Raw genomic sequence first — 12,768 nt, 5'->3', positions numbered from 1 at the left:
ACTGATTTTTGCCAGAGTGGCAATCAACCGGTGTCGCCTTAAACACCCTTTCTGTTATAGAGATCCATCAAGCGCGATTCGAGGGCATCATTTCCTGCCACCTGACCGGCCTGACGAGCCTCGCTGGAAATGGAAACCTGATCCGGCTTCTGAGCCTGTGGCTGCGCACTGGCCGGTGCCTTGGCCGCAGACTGATGGGTCTGCTGAAGCAGTCGCGTGATAAACCCATCAACCGGTGAAATCGAGAAACCCACAACCGCTCCTTTGTCATTCCAGGGCTGGGAACCGGCATTGCATGGTTCCCGCACCACTTTCTATCGGAGAGGAAATGGCCGACTTTAGAAAAATTTTATATTTATTTTTCTGCAGCCGGAATATGGACGGAAACGACTGCAAACCGCCATCGCCAGAATCAGCTCACCTTGGCTGGCAACTCAATGGACCAGATATGAAAGCCGGAGGTTGCCCCCCGCACCTGATGCTCCTGCTCGTCATCCCGTTCAATGTGGCGATCCGAGTGAAAATAAACCTTGCCATTATTGGCGATACTCGGAGCTCCATCCCGTGCCTTGTCACTGGTCAGGCGCATGAGATTACGGCCATCGCGACCAATCAACCATATATTCCAGTTGTTGTTATGATGCTCTTCCTCCTCACCATCGACGGAGCGATTGGAGGTAAAGGCGAGCCAGCGTCCGTCCGGACTCCAGGCCGGCTGGGCATCCACATGATCCCCTTCCGTCAGCTGAACCAGATCCGAACCATCCACATTCATCATGAACAGATGCCAGTTATGCTTTTCCTGCATGGAAAATGCAATACGGGTGCCATCCGGAGAGAGGGCCGGATTCACCCCGGCTGCCAGTTCAACCTCTGCCCCCTGGCCGCTAATCCGGGCAATACTCGGGTGTTTTCCAGGCACCTGCCAGTTTGTAAAGAGCGGTTCGCCATGCTGCCTGTCACCACCACCATGATCGGCAGCAGTATCCAGACGCACCGCAATGACACTTTCATCATCGAGAATCAGCGGCGTCCGCAGCTCTCCATCCAGCCTGCGGTCGAGCGTACGCAAAACACCGCCCGTCACAGGCTTGCGCCATAAACCCAGACTGTCGCTGCGATATGAGAGAAAGGTGATTTCGTCATTGCCATGCCAGGCAATGGAGTCCGGGATCTGCTGGTCATAGTCACCGACGACATGAACCGGATCACCATTTTCAAGCATTCGCAGTGAAATCACCGGCTTGCCATGCTTGCCCGCAATCACCAGCAAATATTTCCCGTCCGGAGAAACCTTCGGATACATCTCGTTTTCCCCTGCCTCCAGGGTTAACAATACGGCGCCATCACCATCGGCTCTATCGACATCATGTCGCGATGAGCCTTCATCCAGCCAGTCAATAAAACCTCCGGCATGTGCCGGCGAAACCGCCAGCATCATTACCGCAAGAGCTATCAGCATGCGCATCATGGCCATATACAGCCTTAATTCAGCTTAAGTTGCCAGATATTCCATTTAGATGAGGTCGATGTTTGCGGCTTCTGAGGATCCCTGTTCGAGTGAAACACAATCGAGTGCTCATCCATCCAGGCCGGACCACCATCGGTTGCCCGCTCGGCATTGGTCAAACGGGTGACCTTGCCCGAAGCAAGATCAAGCATATAGATAGAGGTTCTCATCACAGAGCCTGCGGCATCGCGATTGGAAACAAACACCAGCTTGCTGCCATCGGGACTCCATTGAGGCTCAAAATCCCCGAACGGTGAATCGGTAAGCTGTACCAGCTCGCCACCATCGATCTGCTGCATCCACAGATCGTAATTACCATTCACCTCGCGTGTAAATACAATCCTGCTGCCATCAGGGGAGATGGCACCGTTAAATGCGTTGGGAATCATCGTCAAATCACCGGATTTACGATTGAAGATGTAGAGTGATGGCGGATCAAACTTATTGCCATTGCCTGTTTCAGTAGCCTTGTAGCCAGCCTTGATTCTGAAGCTGTCATAATCGTAGGTACGCCACAGCTGTCCGGTCAGCTCAAACTCGGGAGACTGGGCATAGGAGTTCAGCATCTCATTCTGACGCAATTTTTCAAACGGCGTGTCATAGCACCAGACCTGCCCATCGGCACTGGCGTTGAGATGGTAAGGAATCACACCACCGCGATAAATATTGCCGGAAACAATGGCGACATGGCTTTCACCGTGCCCCCGCCACATCCACGCAGAGACAGGCCCCAAACGATTGCTGACATAACCGACCGAGCCATCGTTTACCGCAACACCAAAGCGAATGGCTTCATTCAGCGTCATCGACGCGACTTCGCGCACAGCTGATTGTGGCGACTGCTTTGACACACGCACAACACCGGCATGCTTCAGCGTCATGGTACTGTAAACCATGAAGTCGCCGGCAACAGAGGGATAAACGGTATCTACGCCCTTTTCGGTAATCAGCGGCGTCACCGGATACAATGGTTCGGCACTTTGGCTCGATCCGGCTGCGGCTGACGCAATCTCGGCCCCCAGCATTGCAAGTGCAAAACCTGCCACCACCCACTTCTTTCGCATATTGCCCCCTTCGTTTTCACGCACCGACCAGCGTACACCGGTCAGCCAGACATACAATCGCGGCATTATGACAAAGTGTGTTTAAAAGTACCTGTGACCCAGATCACAGATTCATCGGTTTCAGCCAGGGATTCACACCATCAGCTTCGCATCGGAAGCCACCGGGGCCTGAATCAGATCTTGCCTTCCTGTTTCAGGTCGTTGAGTAGCTCCTCATAGCTGACAACCGGCTGATACTCTTCTGCATCAAAAGCCATCAGGTTCTGATGGTCCTCAGCCAGAAGATTCCGTACCGCTTCATTCACAACGTCGGAGATTGAGCGGTTGCTGCCAACCGCCTTCAACTTCAGAGCCTTATGAATATGCTCATCCAGATAAATCGTGCACTGCTTTGCTTCAGACATCACCCACCTCTTCACGCTGCAGCATAATGTCTGGACATCAAAACGTCAAAAAACTACTCTTTTTTGTGTTCCTTATAGTAATTAATCAGACCATTGGTTGATGAATCATGGCTTGTGACCTTCTCATGATCATCAAGCTCGGGAAGAATCTTTCTGGCCAGCTGCTTGCCCAGCTCAACCCCCCACTGATCGTAGGCATTGACATCCCAGATGACACTCTGAACAAAAGTTTTATGCTCATACATGGCAATCAGGCTGCCGAGCGCATGCGGTGTCAGCCGCTGAAACAGAATGGAGTTGGTCGGTTTGTTACCAGGAAACACCTTGTGTGGCAGCAGCGCCTCCAGCCGCTCACCACTGAGCCCCTCTTCGATCAGTTCCGCACGCACTTCCTCTTCACTCTTACCGAGCATCAGCGCCTCGGTCTGGGCAAAAAAGTTCGAGAGCAGAATCGGATGGTGGCGTCCAACCGGATTTTTTGTCTCGACAGGTGCCAGAAAATCACATGGGATCAGCTTGGTTCCCTGATGAATCAGCTGATAAAATGCGTGCTGACCATTGGTACCCGGCTCGCCCCAGATAATCGGACCGGTTGAGTAATCAACAAGCTTGCCGTCACGGGTGACCCGCTTGCCGTTGCTCTCCATATCCCCCTGCTGAAAATAGGCAGGAAAGCGATGCATATACTGATCATATGGCAATAGCGCACAGGAATCGGCATCAAAAAAGTTGTTATACCAAACCCCGAGCATGGCCAGAATCACCGGAACATTCTCCTCGAGCGGTGCCGTACGGAAATGCTCATCCATCTCATGCGCACCGGCAAGAAGCTCCTCAAAGTGATCCATACCGATATAGAGAGCGATTGAAAGACCGACTGCACTCCAGAGCGAATAGCGACCACCCACCCAGTCCCAGAACTCGAACATATTGGCCGGATCAATGCCAAAGGCCGCGACAGCCTTCGCATTGGTGGATACCGCAACAAAGTGCTTGGCCACTGCCGTTTTGCTGCCACCACGGGTCAGGAACCAGTCACGGGCCGTACGCGCATTGGTCAGCGTCTCCTGTGTGGTAAATGTTTTCGAAACAATGACAAAAAGCGTCGTTTCACGATGCAGGTTGCGCAATGTTTCGACCATATGTGTGCCGTCGATATTGGAGACAAAGTGCATATGCAGCTTGTCACGCCCGAACGGCGTCAGCGCCTCGGTGACCATCACCGGCCCAAGATCGGAACCACCGATACCAATATTCACAATATCCGTAATCGGCTTGCCGGTACTGCCCAGCCATGCCCCCGAGCGAACAGCTTCGGTAAACTCTCGCATCTGATTCAGCACCCGATTCACATCCGGCATCACATCACGGCCATCGACCATCACCGGTCGGTTGGAGCGGTTCCGCAAGGCGGTATGCAACACCGCCCGATCCTCGGTATTATTGATACGCTCACCGTGGAACATGCGCTCCACCCAGCCGGGCACATCACGCTCACGTGCCAGCTTCATCAGCAGAGCCATCGTTTTTTCACTGATAATATTCTTGGAGTAATCAACGAGCATATCGTTGAAGTGGGCGGAGAATGTTTCAAATCGATCAGGTTGTTCAGCAAACAGGTTACGCATATGCACCTGCTTCATTTCATCCGCATGTTGCGCCAGCTGTTTCCACGACTCTGTTTGCGTCAGTTCAGACACACTCCCCTCCTCAGTCACATATACATCTACAATGCACAGCATACTGCCTCCCTCTATCCCGTTCAACCGCAGCGATACCAAACCAGCCCCCTCCCGCCTATACGCAGATGAGCGCGATACGACCATTTTTTTAGCGCCGGCAAGGCTTTGCAGGCATACCCGCCCTGATTCCACACAGGCGCAGCAACCTCTGCCGGACCGACAGAACGCCCCCGCTCTTATCTCACCGCTGACGTTTTCTTTCCTGTTCGTCCGCCTCCGCCCTCAAGCGCCCCCACCCCGCTTTACCAGCCGAAGTCCTGCACATTTTTAACTTGCAAGGATTATGCTAGCTTTGAGCTCAACTGAAGGGGGGGAGCATCCATGGCTGGACTCAATATTGTTTTTATCGCATCCGAGGCATCACCACTGGCTAAAACAGGAGGACTTGCGGATGTCACCGGCTCGCTGCCCCGGGCTCTGATGAACCAGGGCCATGAGCTGACCATCATCATGCCCTATTACCGTCGACAGATGCAGCAGACCGGCATTGAGGCAACCTCGATGCATAGCACGATTGAGATGTGGGCCGACGGCGTAAGACATCACTGCCCGCTGCATCAGGTATATCTTGATGGATTGCGTTATATCCTTATTGAGCAGGATGCACTCTTTAACCGCGACGGCATTTATGGCCCGCCCGGCGGAGCGTATGAGGATAACTTCCTGCGTTTTCTGCTGTTCAGCCGCGTGGCACTTGAGGCTGCCGCACAACTTGATCGGCCTGTTGATATTCTGCATTGCCATGACTGGCAGACAGGCATGATTCCGGTTCTGCTGAAAACGCAGTACCAGCATCAACCGAAAATCGCCCACGCAAAAACGGTGTATACCATTCACAACCTGGCTTACCAGGGCGTATTCCCGGTCAGCTGGATGCACAGACTCGGCCTGCCCTCTCACCACTTCCACCCGGGCGGCTTCGAATTTCACGGCCAGATCAACTGCATGAAGGCCGCGATTGCCGATGCGGATGCACTGACCACGGTCAGCCCGACCTATGCCGAAGAGATTCTCACGCCTGAATACGGCTGCCACCTTGAAGGTTTTCTTCATCATCACACCTCAAGACTCAGCGGCATTGTCAACGGCCTCGATATCGAACAATGGGATCCGGAAACCGATACACAAATTGCCGCCTGCTATGGCGCCAACCACATTACCGGGAAAAAGCAGTGCAAACAGGAGCTGCAGCAGCACTGCAACTTCCCCGTTGCCGCCGATATCCCGGTGCTCACACTGATTTCACGACTGGCCGATCAGAAGGGCATCGATCTGGTGCTGGCCAATGCGGGGCGCTGGATTGAGCGCGGCTACCAGATTGTCGTACTTGGTTCCGGTGACAGTCATACCGAGCACCGTCTGCATGAACTGGCAAACCATCATCCGTCGAACATGTATTTCTGGCGTGGATTCAATGAAACACTGGCTCGCCAAATCTATGCCGGCGGCGATATTTTTCTGATGCCTTCCCGCTTCGAGCCGTGCGGACTCGGCCAGTTGATGGCCATGCGCTATGGCACTGTACCGGTTGTACGTGCGACCGGCGGCCTGAAAGATACGGTCATTGACCATGCCGTCGACCCGGCCCACGCCACCGGATTCCACTTCAGCGATGCAACGCCGCACGCCTTCGATGAAGCACTTGAATCTGCGATTGCAGCATATCGTCAACCGCACCACTGGGCCGCGATCAGAACACGAACCCTCAAACGTGACTCATCATGGGATGCTTCTGCCGCCGCTTACAGCACCCTGTACGCACGCCTGCTGGGCCGCTGACGCTGATGTCGCGTGTCCTTGCTGCCGACATCGGCGGTACCAATATTCGTGCCGCTGTCATTGATGCGAATGGCTCATTACTCGATGAAGTGCGTGTCGATGCACAGCTGAGTAACCCGGCCCTGAGCGCAGACGAGATCATCCATATCATCGCTGATCTGCTGCAACCGATGATCACCGCTGATATCACCGCCGTTGGACTGGGATTTCCCGGCTTTTTCCGTGGTTCTGACGGTGTACTTGCCGCCTCTCCGAACCTGCCCAACATCCGTGAACTGCCACTGGCTGAGTCACTCAGCAGTCGTCTTGGCATCAGGGTGGCGGCACAAAATGATGCACTGTGTGCTGCCATCGGTGAGCACCGGTTCGGTGCAGGCAAAGGCGCCCGCAACCTGCTGCATATCACCCTGGGTACAGGTGTAGGCGGTGGACTGATCCTCTCCGATCAGCCATGGACCGGTGAATATGGCATGGCCATGGAGTTCGGCCATGTACGCGTCGCCGACGAACGTGCCTGTGGCTGCGGCCTGCATGGCTGCCTGGAAGCCTGGGCCTCGGCCACAGCTGTCAGCCGCATTTATGCAGAACAGACCGGCTGCATCAAATCGGCAGGCGACATCTACAGCGCCGCCTGTTCCGGGGATAGCGTGGCTGAAGCCCTGCTCCGGCAGACAGGAGAGTATCTCGGTGCAGCCATTGCCGAGGCAGTGAAACTGCTGGATGTACATACCATCACAATCAGCGGCGGACTTTCAGGTGCATGGTCGCTGCTTTACCCGCCCCTGATGGCACGCATGAATAGCCGCCTGATCCCCCCTCTGCGTGATACCATCCATGTTTACCAGACCTCACTGGGAGACCAGGCCGGTTTGCTGGGAGCAGCATACATCGCCCGCTCATAGAGGCATGTATGCCTGCTCAGCACTCGTCGCCCACACCATCGTGATAAAAGTGAAAGTGATTCTTGCCGTTTTTTTTCACCGTATACATGGCTGCATCCGCCTTGCTGAGCAACCCCTGACGATCGGTCGCATCATCGGGAAACAGGGCAATGCCAATGCTGCAACCAATCATTCCCCCCTCGCCGATCTCGGGATAAGGCGCTGAAACAGCATCAATGATCAACCCGGCTTTCCGGGACGTATTGATGGGACCTTTTACATCAAACAGAATCACGGCAAACTCATCGCCCCCCAGTCTGGCCACCGTATCCACCTCACGCACACCATCTGACAACCGCGCCGCCACAGACTGTAACAGTCGATCGCCCGCCTCATGGCCCAACGTATCATTCACCGCTTTAAAGCCATCAAGATCGATAAACAACAGGGAAATCTGCAAGCGATTACGTGCCGCCAGCATCAGCGACCGGCCAAGACGATCATTGAACAGAACCCGGTTGGGTAACCCGGTCAGGTGGTCGTAATGTGCCATTTTACGAATCTTCTCTTCGGCACACTTGCGCTCGGATATGTCGCGGATAATACCGACATAGTGGCGAACATGGTTAATCATCACCTCACTGACCGCCAGCTCCATCGGAAATGTGGAACCATCCTTGCGCCGCCCTGTCACCTCCCGCCCGATACCGATCACATGCTTCTCATCTGTCATGGCATGCTGCTGAAGATAGCCGTCATGTTCACTGTGATAAGGTTCAGCCATCAGCATCTTCACATTACGGCCCATGACCTCATCATTGCTATAAGCGAAGATTTTCCGTGCTGCCGGATTGAATGACTCGATCGTGCCTGTCGCTGAAATGGTGATAATACCATCAATGACATGGTTAATGACTGCCGCAAGCTGATCCTTTTCCTCTACAATTTTCTGTTCGAATGACTTGCGCTCGGAAATATCACGGATGATACCGACAAAAGCATGGGTACCATCCATACTCAGTTCGCTGACGGCCAGCTCCATCGGAAACACTGCCCCATCCTTGCGCCGTCCTGTGACCTCCCGCCCGATACCAATCACCCCGCGTACACCGGTGCTGGCATAGTGCCGGAGATAGCTGTCATGCTCACTGTGATAGGGTTCGGGCATCAGTATATTGACGTTCTGACCGATCACCTCTTCACTGCTGTAACCGAAAATCCTGCACGCTGCCGGATTAAATGCCCGGATTGTACCGTCCGCAGCAATCGTGATGATACCGTCAAGAATATGATCAATCACTGCAGCCAGACGTTTGGTTTGCAGCTCCACCTCCAGTTGCAGCATATGATTGGCCTGCTGCTGCTGAGTTGCATAGTCATTGATCGCCTCATAAAGTGTTTGCAACTCATCGGTGACCAGCGTCGAATCCACCCTTACTCCGGCCTCGCCGGCCTTCAGCGCCCTGGTAGCCGCTGCCAGTTGAACAATCGGCACAACAATCCGCCTTGAAACCAGCCACAGCGTCAGCAGAAAAAGCATCAGGCACATCACCACACTGATCACCAGCATCCGCCTGTGCGCCAACCCGATCTCCGCATAGGCCAGGTCTTCAGGTATATGTAATGTCAGAAGCCAGTAGCGGCGAGGCTCCAGGGGTGAGAAATAGACCTTCGTAAAACCGTCCAGCTCATCGTGCACCGCATGAAACCCGATATAATCATCGCGGCTTCTGGCCATTGCTGCCAATCCGGGTTCTATGCTATCCAGTCTGAGCTGCCCATCTCCCAGCTCCCAGGCAAACTCCATCGCACCATTGTCATGGCGGATATAATAACCTCTGTCATTCACAACATGATGCCGGACTCCACCTGGGTCGGAGTGAAGGTTAGCGAACAGCATATCTGAATAGAGATGGATCACGACCAAACCTGTCAGATCGTGATCATCACGATACACCGGGGTCGCTATTCTGAGCACAGGCACATGCGGCAGCTGTATCTCTCCGTGCTCACGATAAAGCGTGATATCAGAGGTATATATCTGCCCGTTTTTCAGCCGCATCGTTTCGCTGACATATCGTTCAGCCGCGTTACTCTGCAACGCCTGCTCCGCCACCACTGCAATCGCCCCGCTGGCAGTCCGACCCACCCTGACCAGCTCATGCCCATGACTGTCAAGATAGCTGATTTGAAAATATTGCGCGTGATTGCCAAGCATCGCGCTGAAAATCACCGCCAGTCGCTGCCGCCACTGCTGCAGCGAATCACCACCAACCGGATCAATCCCCTGATGGTCCCGGGCCCGTATGATCGCTGCAACCGGCGGCACATCACGCAATGCCAGCAAATTGCTTTTTTCACTGTTCAGAGAGCGGAGAATCTGGTCTCTGAACTCCATAAGCCTGCCCTGCTCAATCTCCGTTGCAATCACCTTCGACTGCCAGTAGCTGACATAACTGCTGACAAGCAGAACCACCAGCAACACCCCCGACAGGGCAATCGCCGTTTTGCCCCGCAACCCGAGCCTAGGGTTTCTCTGCATATCCTTGCCCGGCAACATGCAGGCAGGATGTATCGATAAACGTCTCTGCCTGCTCCGGTGGCAATGGCTTGCTGAACAGATAGCCCTGGCCGTAGTGGCAGCCCATGCCGATCAGCACGTTTCTGTGCGCCTCAGTCTCTACACCTTCAGCCACGACCTTCATCCCGAGATGGGTTCCCAGCTGAATAATCGATTCGGTAATCTTCCGGGTTGCCGGATCACTGTCGATCTTGAACGTGAAGGACTGATCCACCTTGAGCACGTCAAACGGGAAACTGTGTAAATAACTCAGGGATGAATAACCTGTACCAAAATCATCGAGATAGAGTCGGGAACCACACTCGTGCAACTTACCCAGCAGGCTGCGGGTATACTCAGCATCCTCCAGAATGGCTGACTCGGTAATCTCAATGCGCAAATGCGAAGGCGGGAACGGTGCCTGCTCCAGAAGCTGATAAATCAGCTGCAGGGTGGCTTCATCCGCCAACTGCAGCGGTGACAGGTTGATACTGATATACAGATCACTGCGCACACCTCCCATGCCGTGCCATTTGCATAGCTGCTGAAAAGCCTGTCGTAACACCCACTTGCCGATCTCAATAATCTGCCCCGTCTCTTCTGCCACCGGAATAAATTCGGCCGGTGATATCATGCCGCGATCGTGGTGCATCCAGCGAATCAGGGCCTCAAAACCTGCAATCACCTCATGCTGCAGGTCCATGATCGGCTGCAGGTAGAGCTGGAATTGATGACCGGCAATGGCATCGTCCAGTTCACTTTCGAGCTGAATCCGCTGCAAGGCAGCATCATGCATACGCTGATCGAACAGGCTGTATTGCTGGGAGCGTTTTCTGGCCTCACTCTGAGCCAGTGCTGCATCTCTCAGCACATATTCAGGGACACGTGAAGAGCTGTGGTCAATCATGGTAATACCGATGGAGGTGCTGACCTTGATCTGTTGCGCACTTTCCCGGAAAGGCCGGCCCATGGCCTTGTCAATACGCGTCGCCATGATTTCGGCTGCATGCTGCGACTGAACCTTCGGCAGCAACATGGCAAACTCGCCGCTATGCACATAGGCAAACACATCGCTCGGCCGTGTGCAGTCGCGAATACGGCGTGCCACCTTGGAAATCAGGCGATCACCCAGCGTATCCCCCATCGATGTTCTCAACTCTTTCATACGGTTGATGCCGATATAAAGCACCGCTGCCTGGTAGTCGCCATGTACATCGGATGCATGAATGGCCGATGTCAGGTGATTCATAAACATTTTACGATTGGCAAGTCCGGTTAATGGATCTCTCAAACTCTGCTCAACCAGCTCTTTCTCACTCTGCTTGAATACGGTGATATCGGTCAGGGAACCGGCCATACGAATCGCGTGCCCGGCCTCATCACGGCGGGCAATGCCACGCGCCTGTAACCAGCGATTTTTTTTGCCATCCTCACTGCTGATTTTGCATTCATGACTGAAGTACTCGGTCAATCCGTTAAGATGACGATTAATCCGCTTAAGCAGTCCGCTCTGTCCGTCAGCGGCTGCCAGCAGATCAAAAAAATCTGCTGCCGTCCTGATCGCACCGGATGTTTCATCTCTGCCCACCATGGCATAGACACGCGGCGACACATACACCTGGTCATTAACAATATCCCAGTCCCACAGTCCGTCGTTGGAGCCCTCGGCCGCAAGTGAAAAACGCTCCTCACTGCTGCGCAGGGCCTGCTCCGCCTTCTTTTTCTCGGTCACATCCCGCTCAACGGCAACAAAGGCCACCATATGATTGTGCTCATCATACACAGGTGTAATGGTCTCTTCGGCCTCAAACAGCAGACCATCCTTGCGACGATTGGTGATCACGGCCCGGAATGTTTCGCCAGCCAGAAGAATCTTCCACATCTCCCGGTAGAATGCGGTATCCTGATGGCCACTCTTGAGAATGCGGGGCGTCTGCCCGATTGCCTCTGCGGCGGAATAGCCGGTCATGCGTTCGAAAGCCAGGTTGACGTATTCGATCGTGCCGTCGAGCGCCGTAATAACCACGGCATCAGCTGCCGCATCAAGCGCTGCCATGACCATGGTCTGTGCCTTCTGCAATCGTCTGTTTTCGGTGATATCGCGGGATATCCCCAGCACCGCCGGCACATTACCGTCGAAAAACGACAACGGGATCTTGCTGGTCTCAAGAATATGGCATACGCCGTCCGGCGTCGTCAGCTGGTCGATCATCCCTTCAATATGCTCATGATGATCAATCACCTTGCGGTCCTGCTCCTGAAACAGCGCAAATTCGTCAACATCCCTGTGCCAGTATGCCTGATTTGTACCAATGATCTGGCTGACACTGGTACCATAAAATTCGGCAGTTGCCTGATTGGCCAGCAAAAAGCGGCCATCACGATCCTTGACATAAATCATGCCCGGAACCAGATCGATAATCGTTCGTAACATACTGTTGGTTTTCAGACGCTGCCGTACCTGCTCAAGTGCATAGCACAGCGAACGTCCAAACAGATCAGCACTCATACCCTTCAGCCGCAGCACATCGGTTGCACCCGCCGCAAATGCAGCATCGATCATCTCTTTATCAATGCTGTTGGTGCAATAGATCAACGGAACAACCATTGCCAGTTCTGTCGCACAACGGTGTAGCAGGGCGATTCCTGTACATTCGCCCGCTTGATCATCCACTAAAAGTAAATCGCCCCGCCTCTGTTGCAACGAGGCATAGGCCTCCTCGACAGTGACAGACTCAAAACGGTACAGAGCTGCATCTCCAGCCAGCGCAGTCAGCTGATCAAGCAACGCCCCGCCTTGATCGACCACAAGAATATGTAACATACGA

The 12,768-nt window shown here is 53.9% G+C and carries 9 protein-coding genes; 2 read left to right on the top strand and 7 right to left on the bottom strand.

Translation table 11 applies throughout. From position 1 onward, the window contains the following. Positions 1-38: 38 nt before the first annotated feature. From FEF65_RS11800 to pgi, 5 genes are all read right to left on the bottom strand, one after another. Positions 39-254: a hypothetical protein gene (locus FEF65_RS11800; protein WP_138240023.1), complete on the bottom strand. Its 216-nt coding sequence runs from the start codon at positions 252-254 to the stop codon at positions 39-41. Positions 255-412: 158 nt separating this feature from the next. Further along, positions 413-1,471: a TolB family protein gene (locus FEF65_RS11795; protein WP_202978276.1), complete on the bottom strand. Its 1,059-nt coding sequence runs from the start codon at positions 1,469-1,471 to the stop codon at positions 413-415. 14 nt (positions 1,472-1,485) lie between these two features. Continuing rightward, a complete protein-coding gene (locus FEF65_RS11790) occupies positions 1,486-2,640 on the bottom strand; it encodes a TolB family protein (RefSeq protein ID WP_238701376.1) in 1,155 nt (384 codons plus the stop codon). 107 nt (positions 2,641-2,747) lie between these two features. Continuing rightward, the gene (locus tag FEF65_RS11785; RefSeq protein ID WP_138240022.1) at positions 2,748-2,978 is read right to left on the bottom strand and encodes a CopG family transcriptional regulator; all 231 of its coding nucleotides are present in this window, start codon (positions 2,976-2,978) and stop codon (positions 2,748-2,750) included. Between the two features lie 53 nt (positions 2,979-3,031). Beyond that, complete coding sequence (pgi, locus tag FEF65_RS11780; protein ID WP_138240021.1) at positions 3,032-4,678, bottom strand: glucose-6-phosphate isomerase; 1,647 nt, start codon at positions 4,676-4,678, stop codon at positions 3,032-3,034. 363 nt (positions 4,679-5,041) lie between these two features. Between pgi and glgA the strand changes: the two genes are divergently transcribed. After that, positions 5,042-6,499, top strand: coding sequence for a glycogen synthase GlgA (gene glgA / locus FEF65_RS11775; protein WP_138240020.1), 1,458 nt, complete (start codon positions 5,042-5,044; stop codon positions 6,497-6,499). A gap of 5 nt (positions 6,500-6,504) precedes the next feature. Beyond that, positions 6,505-7,401: an ROK family protein gene (locus FEF65_RS11770; protein ID WP_138240019.1), complete on the top strand. Its 897-nt coding sequence runs from the start codon at positions 6,505-6,507 to the stop codon at positions 7,399-7,401. A 16-nt stretch (positions 7,402-7,417) separates the two neighbouring features. Here the strand turns inward: FEF65_RS11770 and FEF65_RS11765 are convergent, their stop codons facing one another. Both FEF65_RS11765 and FEF65_RS11760 read right to left on the bottom strand, forming a co-directional pair. Next, positions 7,418-9,940 carry a PAS domain S-box protein gene (locus FEF65_RS11765; protein WP_138240018.1) on the bottom strand — a complete coding sequence of 841 codons (2,523 nt, stop codon included), beginning with the start codon at positions 9,938-9,940 and terminating at the stop codon, positions 7,418-7,420. Then, complete coding sequence (locus FEF65_RS11760) at positions 9,906-12,764, bottom strand: EAL domain-containing protein (RefSeq protein WP_161595242.1); 2,859 nt, start codon at positions 12,762-12,764, stop codon at positions 9,906-9,908. The genes FEF65_RS11765 and FEF65_RS11760 overlap by 35 nt, the downstream gene beginning before the upstream one ends. Between the last annotated feature and the right edge of the window lie 4 nt (positions 12,765-12,768).

The sequence above is a fragment of the Mariprofundus erugo genome, assembly GCF_005818865.1.
In the GTDB taxonomy this organism is placed as follows: Bacteria; Pseudomonadota; Zetaproteobacteria; order Mariprofundales; family Mariprofundaceae; genus Mariprofundus; species Mariprofundus erugo.
This window is presented reverse-complemented; position numbering and strand designations above follow the sequence as displayed.

Coding starts and splice junctions, on each gene's coding strand:
- FEF65_RS11770 (WP_138240019.1), top strand. CDS start 6,505: ATGTCGCGTGTCCTTGCTGCCGACATCGGCGGTACCAATATTCGTGCC.
- FEF65_RS11790 (WP_238701376.1), bottom strand. CDS start 2,640: ATGCCGCGATTGTATGTCTGGCTGACCGGTGTACGCTGGTCGGTGCGT.
- FEF65_RS11785 (WP_138240022.1), bottom strand. CDS start 2,978: ATGTCTGAAGCAAAGCAGTGCACGATTTATCTGGATGAGCATATTCAT.
- FEF65_RS11765 (WP_138240018.1), bottom strand. CDS start 9,940: ATGTTGCCGGGCAAGGATATGCAGAGAAACCCTAGGCTCGGGTTGCGG.
- FEF65_RS11795 (WP_202978276.1), bottom strand. CDS start 1,471: ATGATGCGCATGCTGATAGCTCTTGCGGTAATGATGCTGGCGGTTTCG.
- FEF65_RS11760 (WP_161595242.1), bottom strand. CDS start 12,764: ATGTTACATATTCTTGTGGTCGATCAAGGCGGGGCGTTGCTTGATCAG.
- glgA (WP_138240020.1), top strand. CDS start 5,042: ATGGCTGGACTCAATATTGTTTTTATCGCATCCGAGGCATCACCACTG.